This is a genomic window from Sphingobium agri (genome assembly GCF_023051225.1).
Lineage (GTDB): Bacteria > Pseudomonadota > Alphaproteobacteria > Sphingomonadales > Sphingomonadaceae > Sphingobium > Sphingobium agri.
The window spans coordinates 19170-34250 of sequence record NZ_JALKHS010000011.1; the positions used below are offsets into that span (position 1 = coordinate 19170).

The 15081-nt window shown below is 63.4% G+C and carries 16 protein-coding genes; 9 read left to right on the forward strand and 7 right to left on the reverse strand.

Features of this window, described 5'->3' with window-relative positions; all coding sequences use genetic code 11:
• Positions 1-73 precede the first annotated feature (73 nt).
• Positions 74-424, reverse strand: coding sequence for a winged helix-turn-helix transcriptional regulator (locus MU848_RS13815; RefSeq protein ID WP_247233377.1), 351 nt, complete (start codon positions 422-424; stop codon positions 74-76).
• A gap of 101 nt (positions 425-525) precedes the next feature.
• Between MU848_RS13815 and MU848_RS13820 the strand changes: the two genes are divergently transcribed.
• The 6 genes from MU848_RS13820 to MU848_RS13845 all read left to right on the forward strand — a co-directional run bounded on the left by MU848_RS13820 (position 526) and on the right by MU848_RS13845 (position 5755).
• Positions 526-1434: an NAD-dependent epimerase/dehydratase family protein gene (locus MU848_RS13820; protein WP_247233379.1), complete on the forward strand. Its 909-nt coding sequence runs from the start codon at positions 526-528 to the stop codon at positions 1432-1434.
• Positions 1431-2216 (forward strand): SDR family NAD(P)-dependent oxidoreductase, encoded by a 786-nt coding sequence (locus MU848_RS13825; RefSeq protein ID WP_247233381.1) that lies wholly within the window; start codon positions 1431-1433, stop codon positions 2214-2216. The genes MU848_RS13820 and MU848_RS13825 overlap by 4 nt, the downstream gene beginning before the upstream one ends.
• 7 nt (positions 2217-2223) lie before the next feature.
• A complete protein-coding gene (locus MU848_RS13830) occupies positions 2224-3060 on the forward strand; it encodes an SDR family NAD(P)-dependent oxidoreductase (protein ID WP_247233383.1) in 837 nt (278 codons plus the stop codon).
• 8 nt (positions 3061-3068) lie between these two features.
• Entirely contained in the window at positions 3069-3491 is a 423-nt protein-coding gene (locus MU848_RS13835; protein WP_247233385.1) for a nuclear transport factor 2 family protein, read from the forward strand.
• Positions 3492-3605: 114 nt separating this feature from the next.
• Positions 3606-4676: a type III polyketide synthase gene (locus MU848_RS13840; protein ID WP_247233387.1), complete on the forward strand. Its 1071-nt coding sequence runs from the start codon at positions 3606-3608 to the stop codon at positions 4674-4676.
• Positions 4676-5755 (forward strand): NAD(P)/FAD-dependent oxidoreductase, encoded by a 1080-nt coding sequence (locus tag MU848_RS13845; protein WP_247233388.1) that lies wholly within the window; start codon positions 4676-4678, stop codon positions 5753-5755. The genes MU848_RS13840 and MU848_RS13845 overlap by 1 nt, the downstream gene beginning before the upstream one ends.
• On the opposite strand, the gene MU848_RS13850 is transcribed toward MU848_RS13845, so the two are convergent.
• Positions 5742-6458 carry a methyltransferase domain-containing protein gene (locus MU848_RS13850; RefSeq protein ID WP_247233396.1) on the reverse strand — a complete coding sequence of 239 codons (717 nt, stop codon included), beginning with the start codon at positions 6456-6458 and terminating at the stop codon, positions 5742-5744. The two genes, MU848_RS13845 and MU848_RS13850, sit on opposite strands and share 14 nt — an antisense overlap.
• A 96-nt stretch (positions 6459-6554) precedes the next feature.
• Between MU848_RS13850 and MU848_RS13855 the strand changes: the two genes are divergently transcribed.
• Positions 6555-6959, forward strand: coding sequence for a DUF2147 domain-containing protein (locus MU848_RS13855; RefSeq protein ID WP_247233398.1), 405 nt, complete (start codon positions 6555-6557; stop codon positions 6957-6959).
• Here the strand turns inward: MU848_RS13855 and MU848_RS13860 are convergent.
• Both MU848_RS13860 and MU848_RS13865 read right to left on the reverse strand, forming a co-directional pair.
• A complete protein-coding gene (locus MU848_RS13860) occupies positions 6956-7792 on the reverse strand; it encodes a class I SAM-dependent methyltransferase (protein ID WP_247233405.1) in 837 nt (278 codons plus the stop codon). The genes MU848_RS13855 and MU848_RS13860 overlap by 4 nt on opposite strands.
• Before the next feature lie 5 nt (positions 7793-7797).
• Positions 7798-7998, reverse strand: a complete 201-nt coding sequence (locus MU848_RS13865; protein WP_201515961.1) for a hypothetical protein — start codon at positions 7996-7998, stop codon at positions 7798-7800.
• Between the two features lie 421 nt (positions 7999-8419).
• Between MU848_RS13865 and MU848_RS13870 the strand changes: the two genes are divergently transcribed.
• The gene (locus MU848_RS13870) at positions 8420-8914 is read left to right on the forward strand and encodes a hypothetical protein (protein ID WP_247233407.1); all 495 of its coding nucleotides are present in this window, start codon (positions 8420-8422) and stop codon (positions 8912-8914) included.
• A 146-nt stretch (positions 8915-9060) separates the two neighbouring features.
• Positions 9061-11085, forward strand: a complete 2025-nt coding sequence (locus tag MU848_RS13875; RefSeq protein ID WP_247233409.1) for an elongation factor G — start codon at positions 9061-9063, stop codon at positions 11083-11085.
• On the opposite strand, the gene trxC is transcribed toward MU848_RS13875, so the two are convergent.
• The 3 genes from trxC to MU848_RS13890 form a co-directional block, all read right to left on the reverse strand.
• Positions 11086-11523: a thioredoxin TrxC gene (gene trxC / locus MU848_RS13880; RefSeq protein WP_201515964.1), complete on the reverse strand. Its 438-nt coding sequence runs from the start codon at positions 11521-11523 to the stop codon at positions 11086-11088.
• Positions 11524-11540: 17 nt separating this feature from the next.
• Positions 11541-13577, reverse strand: coding sequence for a M3 family metallopeptidase (locus tag MU848_RS13885; RefSeq protein ID WP_247233412.1), 2037 nt, complete (start codon positions 13575-13577; stop codon positions 11541-11543).
• A 94-nt stretch (positions 13578-13671) separates the two neighbouring features.
• Positions 13672-15018 (reverse strand): amidohydrolase, encoded by a 1347-nt coding sequence (locus MU848_RS13890; RefSeq protein WP_247233413.1) that lies wholly within the window; start codon positions 15016-15018, stop codon positions 13672-13674.
• Positions 15019-15081: the final 63 nt, after the last annotated feature.

Genomic DNA, 15081 nt, shown 5'->3' on the forward strand with positions numbered 1-15081 from the left:
TCCCCCTCTGCTATTTAACATAATCCTTATTATCGACCCATCTCGTTTGTAAAACGATCTGGCTTTTCATACCTCACGCAGCAATTGTCTCTCTTCGACGCGCCTCCTCCAGCGCTTCGTGATTGTCGCCGATCCAGTCGCATATCCCGCTTACAGTTCCCAAGAAGCTTCGGCCCAGATCCGTCAGCCGATATTCCACGCTTGGCGGCATCGTCGGCAGCACCTCGCGTGAGACCATTCCGAAGCGCTCAAGTTCGCGCAGGGTCTGCGTCAGCATCTTGGAGCTGATCGGTGCAGCACATCGCTTGAGATCAGAAAAGCGCATCGCGCCCTCTCCCAAACGATAAGTGACAAGCATTGTCCATTTGTTTCCGACAAGCTCTAGAATCTCGAGGGCAGTCTGGGGGTTCACTGTGGTATCCATAAGATACCTAATACCCGATCGGTGCCTTGTTGCAAATCGAAACTCGAATCGATACCTCTCTCGATCAAGAGGCGCGGCGCGCCCATGGAGAGGACCCTATCATGAAAATTCTCGTTGTCGGCGGCACCGGTATGATCGGTGGTCATGCAGCCCTTCATCTTGCTTCCAAGGGTCACGATGTCACGGTTTCAGGCCGCAAGCCTCCCCAACAAAGCACAGAACTTTCTCCCATGCCGTTCCTCAAGGGCGATTATGTGGAGGGCAGCTTCACAAGGCAGGATCTAGCGGGATTTGACGCCATCATCTTTGCAGCGGGCAATGATATTCGTCATGTTCCCGAAGGCACTGATTATGACGCCCATGTCTATCGCGCCAATGCAGAGGCCGTGCCACAATTCGCAGCGCTCGCCAAGCAGGCCGGGGTGCGCCACTTCATTCATGTTGGCAGCTTCTACCCCCACGTCGCGCCGGAACTGGTGGAAAAGAGCGTCTATGTTCGTGCCCGCAAAATGGCGACGGATGGTATCGCAGCGCTGGCGGATGACAGCTTCCATGTCGTCAGTGTGGATGCGCCCTTCGTCGTGGGCACTGTCGCCGGCATGAGCCTGCCGATGTTCGAGGCCTATACCCGCTATGCCGAAGGACAACTTGGCATTCCGCCCTTTGGCCCTGCTGGCGTAACCAACTTCATTTCGACCCAGTCCTTGTCTGAAGCGATCGAAGCCGCGCTCGAACGAGGAGAAAATGGCAAGGCCTATCTCGTGGGTGACGAAAATCTGAGCTTCGCCGATTACTTCAAGCTGTTCTTCCAGGCTGCCGGTAACGACGTCGATGTACCTTCGCTCGACCAGGAACATCCGATGCTTCCCGATGTCGCGATCTTCACCGGGCGCGGCAATGTCGTGCAATATGAGCCTGACGCGCAAACGATGGCTGACTTGGCGTATCGCCGCAATGATGTCGCTCGCGCGGTGAAGGAAGTTGTTGACCAGTTTCGGTCAGTCAAATGAGCGCCGCTCCGCTTGCGGGTATGACAGCAGTCGTCACTGGCGGCAGCGGTGGGATCGGTACTGCCTGCGCCAGGGCCTTGGCGGCTGATGGCGCCCGCGTGCTCATCATGGGCCGCAGGGAAGAGGCCCTTGAGGCCGCACGCAGCCGGATCGTCGCGGACCTACCCGATGCGCAGGTCGCTGTCTTCGCTGGCGATGCCTTATCCGAAAAGGATGTCGGGGATGCTCTGGCGAAAGCCTATGCCCTGGCCGATCGGCTCGACATATTGGTTCCAGCGGTCGGCGGTGGCGGCTTTGCGCCCTTCCTGTCGAGCAGCGTCGCGGATTTGCGCCGGGATCTCGACCTCAACATCACGAGCGCGTTCATCGCTATGCAGCTCGGGGCGAAATTGATGCGAGAGGGAGGGTCGATCATATGCATATCGTCGACCGCCGCGACACTCCCCTTCCCCGCGCTTGCGACCTATTGCGCGAGCAAAGCGGGGCTCGAAGGCTTGATCCGCACCGTGGCGGATGAACTGGGGGCGCTCGGCATTCGCGTCAATGCAGTGCGTCCAGGTCTTACCCGCAGCGACGCGACCAGGGATATGTTCGCCAGCCCAGCAGTCATTGACCGCTTTTTGGAGCAGACGCCGCTCAAGCGGACGGGAGAACCGGAAGATATAGCAGCCGCGGTGGCCTATCTTGCCAGCCCTGCTGCATCCTGGGTCACCGGCCAGTCTTTCGCTGTCGATGGCGGGCAGGAATTGCGGCGCAATCCCGATCTGTTGGGCGCGGCGTGATCAACGCATGAATGAAAGCAAGGATTGGATGATGCTGGATTTTACGGGCAAGTCGGTTTTGGTGACCGGAGGAGGAGCGGGCATCGGGCGCGCCTGCGCCGATGCTTTTGCGCGGCAGGGTGCGCGGGTTTTCATAGCGGAAATCGATCCGGAGCGCGGCACAGGTTTTACGGCGGGCACGGCCATTCAGTGCGATGTTACGAAGCCGGAACAGGTTGACGCGCTGGCCAGGACATTGGAGCAGGAGACAGGCGGGAAGCTCGATATTCTTGTCAACAATGTCGGGCATTTCCTTCATTCCCGACCGTTTTCTGATCTCAGCGGGAATGAGATTCAGGACATTATCGGCGTCAACCTGATCAGCCTCATGCAAGTGACCAACCGTCTGCTGCCGCTGCTCAAAGCGGCGGCGCCGGGCGGTTCGATTATCAACATCACCTCGATCGAAGCCTATCGCGGCATTCCCAACTGCGCCGTCTATGCTGCCGCCAAGTCGGGCATCACCGGCTTTACCAAGAGCCTGGCCCTCGAACTCGCGCCGCTCGGCATTCGGGTCAACGACATCGCACCTGAAACCACGGACACGCCGCAGACGCCGATCGACTATATGGTGCCGCCGGAAAATCGCGAGCATGTGGAAAGATGGGTCCCGCTCGGACGCTTTGGCCATCCTGATGATTGCGCTGGCGCTGCCCTCTACCTCGCCAGCCCGCTGGCGTCCTGGGTGACGGGCACGGCGATCCATGTGGATGGCGGTTCATTGGCGGCGGCAGGGTGGATCCGCGACGTCAAGGGCGTCTGGACCAACATGCCGATCGTCACCGGCAATGGCATGAACCTGTGAGCGGCGCCATGAACAGACTGGCGGATGAAGCGGCGCTGCGGCGCACAGCCGACCTTTATGCCCAAGGAGCCGATCGCAAGGACAAGCAATTGTGGCGATCCGTGCTGGCGGAAGATTGCCGGATCGAAGGCCCCGGCTTCGTGACCGAAGGACTGGATGCGACGCTGCAATCCATCGATGCGCTGGGGCAGATGTTCCGGTCAACCTTTCACAAGGTCCATAATCAGATGGTTATGATTGATGGCGACAGGGCGAGCGGAGAAACCTATTGCACCGCCGATCATCTCCTCAATGACGTGGATCAACTGCTGCGCTGGACGATCCGCTATGTGGATGAATGGCGCCGGGAGGGCGAGGACTGGCGGTTCACGCGCCGCAAGCTGGAGCTGCTTTGGGAAGAGACGGTTCCCGTAACCGTCCGCCAAGGTTGATGTAGCTGCCAGTTTCATTTGGCAGCAATCATGATCGCGCTACACTGCCGCAAACGGCCCGGATCATCTGACGCACCGTCGGCGTTAAGGGTCTGAGCAACAAAGTGGAACGCGATGAGCGACAGACGTGCCTGCATAAACGCCATCGGCTGCGCCGTTCCTGATCAGGATGTGCACGTCGCTTTCATCAACTGGGCCAGCCGACAGATCGCGGATGAACGGGCCCGCAGCCTTTTCACCCGGATGGCGGAACGGAGCGGCATCAACCATCGCTGGTCGGTCCTGCCGCCAGTCGATGCGGGCGGGTCGCCGGTCGATCCCGGCGGCTTCTATGCGGATGCCATGCCTTCGACATCGAAGCGCATGCAACTTTATCACCGCTTCGCGCCGCCGCTGGCCCTGCGTGCGATCGCGGACCTGCGCGCCAGGACAGCGCTGGACGGCATCACTCATCTCGTGGTGGCAAGCTGTACCGGCTTCGTAGCGCCCGGCATCGATCAGATCATCGCGGATGCGCTTGGCCTGGCGGGTGTGGAGCGGACGCTGGTCGGCTTCATGGGCTGCTACGCGGCAGTCGCGGCATTGCGGACGGCGCGGCATATCGTCCGATCGGAGCCACAAGCCCGCGTGCTGGTCGTCACGGTCGAACTATCCTCCCTACATCTTCAGCCCGAGCAGCAGGTCGAAAGATTGCTGATGATGCTGCAATTCGGCGACGGCGCGGCGGCCGCCTTGGTCAGCGCGGAAGATCATGGTTTCGCTATGGATGCGCCCTTTGCCATCAGCCTGGAGGCCTCTGCCGACCTCATTCGATGGGAAATCGGCGACACTGGGTTTGTGATGCACCTGTCGGGCGAAGTTCCGTCGCGTATTCAGGCTGCGCTGCGGGACGATGGCGTAAGAGAGAAGATCTGCGGTTCATCCGATCCAGCGTCGATCGGGAACTGGGCGGTTCATGCCGGAGGCCGATCGATATTGGACGCGGTGCAGAATGGCCTGGATCTGGGGCCTGATGCCCTGTCGGTCTCGCGCGGGGTGCTCGGCCGGAACGGCAATATGTCATCCGCCACATTGATGTTCATCCTCCATGACCTGCTTCAGGAAGAGCGGCGCGGCAATGGCGTCGCGCTTGCCTTTGGCCCCGGCGTCGCTGCCGAGGGTTTCCGCTTTTCCAGAGCAGGCTGATGCCGGAAACGCTGATCATCGGCGGCGGTCCTGCTGGCTCGGCAGCCGCCATCACGCTGGCGCAGGCGGGCATGCGGCCGCAGTTGATCGAGCGCCACCGGACGGCCCCGGCTGGCGTGTGCGGCGGCTTTCTCGGATGGGATGCCATTGCGGGACTGGAGGAACTGGGAGTCGATCCCTGGAAGCTTGGAGCGCGGCCGATCACACGGTTCCGGCTGGCCACGGCCAAGCGCTGCATTGAAGCCTCCCTGCCTGCAACGGCTGCCGGAATTTCCCGCCGCACCCTGGACGACGCATTGATCGAAGCTGCCGGACATGCTGGCGCTCTCGTCAGCCGGGGCCGAACCGTACGGGCCATCGATCCGGACACACGCACGGTGCGCTTCGACAATGGCCAGGACAGCGCGGCCGACGCTGTTTTCATCAGCGTGGGCAAGCATGAGTTGCGGGGCGTTGGACGCGATTTTTCATCCTCGTCCATCGGTTTGCGAACCACCCTGCCCCCGTCCCACATCCTGCATGATGCTTTGGAGGGCATGGTGGAATTGCACCTGTTCGACAGGGGCTATGCCGGGCTGCTGTTGCAGGAGGATGGATCGGCCAATCTCTGTCTGTCAGTCAGCCGGGAGAGGTTGACCGAAGCGGGCAGCGTTCCCGCGCTGATCGATCAATTGCGGCAGGAGGCACCGCTGCTGAAGGCGCGGTTGCAGGGTGCGTCCTCCCGCTTCGACGCGGTAGCGGGCGTCCCCTATGGCTGGCGTGCGAGCGTGACGCACAAGGGCATCTTTCGTACCGGCGATCAGAGCGCCGTCATCGCATCACTCGCAGGCGACGGCATCGCCATAGCATTGGCCAGCGGGACGAGCGCCGCCCGGGCGATGCTGACGGGCGGACCTGATGCCGCCCCGGCATGGCAGCGCGCGTGGCGCAGGCAGTGCGGCATGCCCGTTGGCATTGCCGAAGCGCTGCGCCACGGCGCCGCCGCGCCGCTTTCGCGAAGCCTGCTCATGACGGTGCTGAAATGCGCCCCGGCGCTAGGAACGGGCGCCGCCGCATTCACCCGGATCAGGAGAGTGTGAGCGGCTCTTCCCGCACCCGTTCAACACACAGGCGAAAGGCGAAGCGGCGTACGATGCGCACCTGGTCGGCCGTGATGCCCGCCTCCGCCAGCGATCCGATCCAGTCGGCACGGCGGAAGGAGCGGGCGATCGAAAGCTGGCCATCCTCGCGCACGATCCGGTGGACGCGCAGCAGCCGGGCCAGGATGGGATAGCCCCAATGGGCAAAGCCATGGCGGTGCAGATCGCAGATCAGCCAGCCCATCCGCGCCTTCGCTTCCATATGATGGAGAAAGGTCATCAGCTGTGCATCGGTCATGTGATGCGTGACCTGGCTGGAGATGATGAAGTCGAAGGATTCAGGCTGGTCCTGATAATCTCCTGCCCGATAGTCGATGGATAGCTCGGGAGGCGTCGCGCTCCGAGCCGCCGCCAAGCTCTTTTCGTTGAGGTCCACGCCGACAAGCTCGGCATCGATGCCCTGCTTCCGCGCCCAGCGCGCTATCGCGCGAAGGACATCGCCATCACCGAACCCGACATCAAGCAGGCGGAACCGCCTGGCGCTTCCCACCGCCCGCCGGAGGAAGGCGATGCTTGGCCAGGCCGTGAAGGTCCAGCGGTTCACCCGAGCGAGATCGTGCAGCACCCGCTCATATGTGGCGGGGTCTAGGTCAGGCGCGTCCATCTGCTCTTCCTGACGCGATCTTGTGCTTAGGTCGGCCATGGTTCATTCACTCCCCTCACCCACCTACACCGGGAACGGAGTTGATGCGCCAGACTTTTGGGATCACCGTGAAGGCGAGATGATGGGAGAATGACGATGTTGGCGGCTGCCCTGCTCATGCTGGCATCTTCGGCTGCGGCTCCTGCTGCCGACGTGACCGGGCTTTGGATGACGGACGATGGCAAAGGGCTCGTCCGGATCGCGCCTTGCGGCGCAAAGCTGTGCGGGAGGATCGTCAAGGTGCTGGACACAGGGCCTGACGTCCCAAGGACCGATGTGCATAATCCTGATCCGCGCCTTCGCACGCGTCCTTTGGCGGGTCTGCTCACGCTGTGGGATTTCACCCGGTCGGGATCGGCCTGGACCGGAGGGCGGGCCTATGATCCCAAGAGCGGGAAGAGCTATCGCTCGTCGCTTGCGAGAAACCCGGACGGGTCGCTGAAGCTCACCGGCTGCGTGCTTTTCATCTGTGAATCGCGGCGCTGGACGCGAGGCGGCTAGATCGCCTCCCACTGAAATATCCCATAGCGCATCGCCCCCGTTCGCAGGGCGAGGATGAGGCGCGGCAGGCTCAATATGAAGTTGCGGCTGGTGGTGGCCCGGCTGAGCGCCAGCTGGCGGATGCCGCGGTCGCTGAACAGGCTCTGCGAAAAGCGCGCGAGGCAGATCGACCAAGTGCGCCGAACCTCCCGGCTGACGTCCTGATAATCCATCAGGCGAAATCCGGCGGCGGAGGCCCACTCCAGATAGTCTTTCCGGCTCCCCATGCTTGGCAGCCTGCCCTCACGGCAGATCGGCAGCAGCAGGTGCCGCACTTGCCAGGCAGGAACGGCCTCTCCTTCCAGCCAGGCGCACACGATCAGCCGCCCGCCCGGGCGCAATATCCGCCTGGCTTGCCCGAAGAAGCGCGGCTTGCTCGTCATATGTTCCGAGCTTTCGATGGCATAGGCGCCGTCGAATGATCCCGGATCAAGGCCGTTGTCGAGCCAGTCCCGCAGCAGGCAAGTGAAACGGGGCGAGCGGGCGCTCCCGATCCTGTGCTGCGCGGCCGAAAGGGTAAGACCGGTGATCGACACGTCATGGCGGGCCAACATATCGGCTGCGGTCGCGCCATAGCCGCAGCCGATGTCGCAGAGTCTTTGCCCCGGCTCGATGCCAAGCCTCCGCTCCACTTCGGCCACCAGCTGCCCAGCCGCCTGCTCCGGCGTCTCGTCGCCTCGGCGCCAATAGCCATGATGGACATGATCTCCCCAGATGCGGCGATAGGCGAGGTCCAGCTCGTCATAATGAAGGGCGACGCTGGCCGTGTCTGACGGTTGATCAGGGACGATCATGCCGGTCAGGGCACCGGCCGGTCTGCATGCGTCGTCGTGAGAAAAGAAGGATAGAGCAGCGTCACCGAAGCCGCCGCTATGATGATCAGCGCCGCGATCAGCGCGAAGCCGCTATTCACCCTGCCCCTGTTGCGCGCGTAGAGCACCAGGCCCAGCAAGGCCGCGGCGATCAGGATGATGATGGCAGTAAGACCTGTTAGCGACATCGATCACACTCCTGAGGTGGGAAGATCAGCTCGCCGGGATCGCAAACACTGCAATCACCGAGCCGCCAATTCGTTCCGGCTCTCATCCCCTGGCGCCGCTGCCGAGGACGCAGGAACCTGGGCATCTGACGTACGGGATGCCGGGTCCGGCGCCCTGAGGCTGGTATAGGCGATCAGCGCGGCGAGAGCCAGACAGGCGGCGACGATCGCCCATAGCCATCGCTTGGCACTGCGCCTTTGTCGTCGCTCTGGATCGCGGGGCATTGTCTCACCTTTCCATACATCGGCGCGCGGATGATCGGGCGAAAGGTCCTGATGTCCTAACCTGGGTAAGTGATCGAAGCGGATCAGCGGCTTTGCCCACGCGTTTCCTCAATCGAACGACGGGCGAACCAGTTCCCGGCTGATGAGGATGACTATTATGAATGACCGCAACGCATTTCTTCAGGGACAGGGCTCTCCGATCAAGGACGATGCCGCGCCGCCCGAACAGGGATGGCGCGGGGAACGATCGGCCAATGAGGTGGCGGGCGCGCAATCGCAGCGCCGACATATTCCGGGCGTAGGGCCCGAAGTGGAGGAGATTTCCGGCACAGCCTTTGCCGAGGCGAAGGGGCTCGATCAGCCCCCCCAGGATGAGGACGGGGAAGAAAAGCGGACCTTGCCTGAATCAGGATCGCGGGGCGAGCAAGGCGGCGATGGCGTCAGCGATCTCAGCATGGCGGGGAGCAGCCCCGGTGGCGAAAGCGCCGGAGCCCCCTACCCGCACGGCCGCCGCAAGACCGGCAACGATCCGGGCAGCATCATGGGCCATGGCGGGCAGAGCGAGATCGACTATCACGGTCCCGGCCATCTCGGATCGACCAATACGGGCGACGACGACAATCGCAACGGCGTCGCCGAAAAGGATGACTGATAGGCTCATCCACAATAGCCAAGCCCGGCTGGGCGGGCGGTTCGGCAATCGGGCCCAACCCCCCTTGCCTTCCCGGCGCGATAGGCAGAACATCGCTCCCTCACATAGACCGTCTTGCCCGACAAAGATGGATGAGGAGAGCAAGGATGAGCGGCACTCAATCGCGCTCCATTGCGCTGATCGGCCCCGCCGGCGCGGGTAAAACCAGCCTCGCTGAAGCATTGTTGCACATCAGCGGGGCTATCACGCGACAGGGATCGGTAGAGGCAGGCACCAGCGTCGGCGACGCGAGTCCGGAAGCGCGCGAGCGGGGAAGCTCCACCGAAATCAACTTCATGCAGTTCGAATGGATGGGCGATCCCTTTTCGCTCATCGACATCCCCGGCTCCCCGAGCTTTGCGGACGATGCGGCCATCGCGCTCAACGCCGCCGATCTGGCCATCGTCGTCATCGATCCGGACCCGGCGCGAGCCCCCCTGGCAGAGCCCGTCCTGCGCAAGCTCGAACGTGCAGGCGTCCCGCACGCGCTGTTCGTCAACAAGATCGAGCAGGCCCGGGGCAGCATCCAGGAATTGCTTGCCGCCCTCTCGCCAATGAGCGCCGCCGCTCTGGTCGCGCGGCAGATCCCCATAAGGTCGGGCGACCGGGTCGATGGGTTCGTCGATCTCGCGCTGGAACGCGCCTATCATTATGAGGCAGGCAAGCCGTCGCAACAGATCGCCCTGGCCGAAGAGTTGAAGGCTGATGAAAGCGACGCGCGCTTCCACATGCTGGAGCAGCTTGCCGACCATGACGACATCCTGCTCGAACAGCTTCTTTCGGATGAGCAGCCAAGCCTCCAGACCATCTTCGCCGATCTGGCGCAGGAGACGGCGAGCGGCCTGATCGTGCCGGTGCTGTTCGGCTCCGCCGCCAACGGCTTCGGCATTCGCAGGCTGCTCAAGATGCTGCGCCACGACACGCCTTCACCGGAACAGACCGCCGAACGGCTTGGGATTGACGGCGCGGCGGCGCAAGTGCTGAAGATTTCCCATGCAGCCACCGTCGGTCGGCTGGCGATCGCGCGACTGTTCGGCGGAAAGCTGACAGACGGCGCGGAGTTGCAGGATAGCGCGGGCCAGACCTTGCGCGCAGGTGGCCTGTTCGCCCTTCAAGGCAGTGCCACCGCCAAGATAGCCTCCGCCGATCCCGGCGCGGTGCTGGGCATTGCGAAAGTCGACACGGCAAAGGCGGGCGATCTGATCGGCATTTCAGCAAGGCCGGGCGGCGGCGCTCTTCAAGCCGATCGCCCCGCGACCAATTGCGCCATCGCAATTGCCGCCAAGGATCACAAGGATGAGGTGCGCCTGTCCACAGCCCTCAATCGGCTGGCCGAGGAAGATCACGCCCTTCACTGGACGCAGGACGAGGCATCGCGCGAGACGCTGCTGCACGGGGTGAGCGACGAGCATCTGAACGTCGTGCTGGCTCGCCTCAGGCGCCGCTATGGCGTGGCTGTCACGGCGCAGCCACCGACGATCGCCTACCGGGAGTCGATCCGCAAACCCGTCACGCAGCGCGGACGGCACAAGAAGCAATCCGGCGGCCATGGCCAGTTTGGCGATGTGGTGCTGGAGGTGCGTCCGCTGGAGCGCGGCGAGGGCATTCGTTTCGAAGAGCGGATCACGGGCGGCGCCATTCCCAAACAGTGGATACCCGCCGTGGAAAAGGGCGTCCAGGACGCCATCGCCAAAGGTCCCCTTGGCTTTCCGGTGGTGGATGTCGCGGCTATCTTGGTCGATGGCTCCTTCCACAGTGTCGATAGCTCCGAGCTCGCATTCCGTACGGCAGGGCGTATCGCGATGAGCGAGGCGCTGGCCGCGGCCTCCCCCTATCTGCTGGAGCCGATCGCACATGTGACGATCATGACGCCCGGTTCGGCATCGTCCCGCATCACCTCCGCCATCGCAAGCCGGCGCGGCCAGATGCTGCGCATGACGAGCCGGGAAGGCTGGTCGGCCTGGGACGTGATCGAAGTGCTATTGCCGGAAGCAGGGCTGCAAGGGCTCGAAGCGGAGGTCCGATCCATGAGCCAGGGCATGGCTTTCTTCGAAACGCATTTCGATCATCTCGCTGAAGTGGCGCCAAAGCTCGCCAGCAGCATCGTCCAGCGCGTCAAGGAACCGGCCTGATCACGCCGGGAGATGCTGCCGTGCCCAGTTGACAATGGCAGCCGTGGGCATCGCCCCGGCGTTGCGGGCAATTTCCCGCCCCTTGTGCACGATGACGAGCGACGGGATGCTGCGGATCGCATAGCGGGCGGCAAGATCGGCTTCCGCCTCCGTATCGACTTTCGCGAGCCGGACGCGCGGTTCCAGCTGCGCGGCGGCAGCTTCGAACGCGGGCGCCATCTGGCGGCACGGCCCGCACCATCCAGCCCAGAAGTCGATAAGAAGCGGAATGTCGCTGCTTGCGGCATGCTGGGAGAAATTGCCGCTGGTGAGCGTGATCGGCCGTCCTTGAAACAAGGCCTGCTTGCACCGTCCGCAGCGCCCCTCCCCCAGCCGCTCCTTCGGCACGCGATTGAGCGCGGCGCAGGAGGGACAGCTGACGAGGAGAGGGCTGGTCATGCTGGACAGCCTTTCCGTTACGCTGCCAGCCCGCGCGAGCGGAGCAGGGCGTCGACCTCCGGTGCGCGGCCCGCAAAGGCGCGGAAGTTGTCCGCGGCCGGGCGGCTGGCACCCGCCGCCAGGATTTCCCGGCGGAACGCGCTGGCCCCGCCCCCTGGCAGATCGGCGTGCGAGAAAATCTCGAAAGCATCTGCCGACAACAGTTCAGCCCAGAGATAGGAATAATAGCCAGCCGCATATCCGCCCGCGAATATGTGGCTGAAGGCATGGGCGAAGCGGTTCCACTCAGGCGGACGGACGACCGCCACCGCCGCGCGCACCCGGTCCAGCGTCTCGATGACACGCGCTCCCTGAGCGGGATGATAGTCGCGATGCAGCGTCAGGTCGAAGGTCGCGAACTCGATCTGGCGCAAGATTGCGAGCCCGGCCTGAAACTGACGCGCGGCCAGCAGACGATCGAACAGTGGTTCAGGCAGCGGCTCGCCTGTGTCCACATGTCCGGACAGACCGATCAGCGTGTCCTTTTCCCACGCGAAATTCTCCATGAACTGGCTGGGCAGCTCGACCGCGTCCCATTCGACGCCGGAAATGCCACCGACCGAAGGCAGATCGACCTCCGTCAGCAAATGATGCAGCACATGACCGAACTCGTGGAACAGCGTCACCACGTCATTATGGGTGACAAGCGAGGGACGATCCCCCGCGGGCGGCGCGAAGTTGGTGGTCAGATAGGCGATCGGCCGGTGGAAAGCGTCCGCGTCCCGGAACCGCGCCCGGCACACATCCATCCAGGCGCCGCCCCGCTTGCCCGCCCGAGCGAACAGATCGAGATACACGCCCGCGAAGACTTCGCCGCTCGCATCCTGCACATCATAGAACAGGACATCGGGATGCCAGGTCGAAACACCGCTCCGCTCGACCAGACGTACATCGAAAAGCCGCTCGATCAGCTTCTGCGTCCCCGCCAGCACGCGCGGCAGCGGGAAATAGGCCTTCAGCGCTTCCTGATCGACGCCGTGCAAGGTCCGCCGCATGGCTTCTGCCACATAGGACAGGTCCCAGGGATAGAGTTCGGTCAGGCCGAAATGTTCAGCGGCAAAAGCACGCGCCTCTTCCAGCTCCTTCTCGCCGACCGGGCGGGCGCGCCTGGCAAGGTCGTCAAGAAAGGCCAGCGCTTCATCCGCATCCGCCGCCATCTTGGTTTCCAGCGAATGCGCGGCGGAATCGTTGAAGCCCAATATCTGCGCGGCTTCATGCCGCAGCGCCATGATCTGTTCGATCCGATCGCTATTATCATGGCTGCGGTCGTCCGACTGATCGGACGCGCGCGTATTATGGGCGCGATAGACACGTTCCCGCAGCGCGCGATCATCGGCATGCAGCAGGATCGCCAGCACGCTTGGCTGGCGGAGGGTAATCAGCCAGCCGGGCAGGCCCTTTTCCTGCGCATAGGCGGCCAGTATCGCCTTGTCGCTCTCCGGCACCCCGGCGAGTGCCGCTTCGTCAGTGACATGCTCGCTCCATGCTTCCGTCGCGTCGAGCACGGCGTTGCCGAAGCGGGTGCTAAGGTCGCTCAGCGCCACGCCGATGTCGAGGAAGCGCTGGCGGGCTTCGCCTTCCAAGGCCACACCCGCCAGGCGGAAAGCCCTCAGCGCCAGATCGACGGCACGCTTCTGCGCAGGCGGCAGGCCGGCAAAGTCCGGCCGTGCAGCCACGCGCGCGACGGCATCATGATGCGCGCGGTTCTGCCCCGCTTCCATCAGGTAACTGGTCATCAGCGCCTGCGCCGACGCATGGGCCTCCCGCAACTCGGGGGTGTCAGCGACCCCTGCGAGGTGGCCGACGGGCGACCATGTCCGCGACAGCAGGAAGTCGGCCCGCTCCGCCGACAGAATGACGCTGCCAAAATCGTCCGCCTGCCCTTCGGTGATCTGCGCGATCGCAGCGCGATGCTGCTCTATCGCTTCTTCGATCGCGGGAACCACATGGGCCGCCTTGATGGCCGCGAAGTCGGGCAGGTCGGTGTCGGCAAGGAGGGGATTGGGGGAGGTCATGGCTACTCTTGGCTGGGATGTCCCGAAGGACTGAAGAGTTGCATAATTGGGCGATCCCCCTCCGCTGTTCAAGCTCCCATCCTGCCCGAGAAGCTCAGCGCTCCGTGATTCCGTTGATCGCCAGCACCGACAGGGCAAGAGCCATGGTCCCGCTGCGGATCGCGGGCGCGGCGGCCGGTGCATAAAGCGGTGAATGGTTGGTCGGCGGCGCGACACCCTTCGCCTTGTAGTCCGCCAGCTTTTCGGGCGTATCACCACCGATCATCAGATAGGCCGACGGAATACCGGCGGCTCCGAACTCCGAAAAATCCTCGCTTCCGGAAAAGCCGGGTGCACTCGCGGGAATGGAGACCACGCCCTGCCCGAATGCGGATTTGAGCGCAGGCGTAATCCGGGCGACCAGCGCCGGATCATTGAGGGTGGCGGCCGCGCCATTCAGGCGCGTGATCGTCGGTTCGGGCGCGCCCGCCATCATCGAGGCGGCCTGAGCGGTCTTTTCCACGCCGTTCAGCAGCAGCTTGCGCACCTCCGGCGTGAAGGACCGCAGGCTGAGCTTCAGACGCGCTTCATCAGGAATGATGTTGCCGACCGTGCCGGATTGAAAGGTGCCGACCGTGATCACGCCGAAGGTAGCTGCATCCTTCTGGCGGCTGACCACGCTTTGCACGTCGGATACGAAATGCGCGCCCATGACGATTGGGTCGATCGACGAGCTGGGCGCCGAACCATGCGCGCCCTTGCCATGGAAAACGACCTCCAGCGCGTCGGACGCCGACAGGATCACCCCCTCCTTCATCACCACCGTGCCCAGTGGCATAGCCCCGGCGATGTGGGCGGCGAGCGCATAGTCGGGCTTGGGGAAACGGGTGAACAATCCATCCTTCACCATGGCACTCGCCCCGCCCAGCACTTCCTCGGCCGGTTGCGCGACGAAGACCAGCGTGCCCTTCCATTGCTCCTTCAATGACAGCAGCGTCTGCGCGGTTCCCACCCACCAGGCCATATGCGCGTCATGGCCGCAGCTATGGGCAACGAAGGTCGGCTTGCCATCCAGCACGGCCTGCGCCTTGCTGGCGTAGGGAAGTCCTGTCTTCTCCTCCATGGGCAGCGCGTCCATGTCGGTGCGCACCAGCGTGACGGGACCGGGGCCATTGCGGTACACCGCGACGACCCCGGTCGTGCCGACCTTCTCAGTGACCTCGAACCCCAGCGCGCGCATCTTTGCCGCCAGCAGCTTAGCCGTCCGTTGTTCCTGGAAGCCGAGTTCGGGATGCTCGTGAAGATCCTTGTAGAGCGATTCCAGCGCGGCGATATTCTTGTCCAGAACCGCGTCGATCGCCGCCTTGCCCGGTGTGGGCGCAGCCTGCGCCAGCACGGGCGGCGCCAAGAGCAACGATAGTGACGAGATGGCTAGGCTCTTCAACATGCTGACGCGTTTCAACCGCAGTCTCCTGACAAGATAATCTGTTCTTGGACCGAAGCCGGACAGGCTTTTCAGCCCGAC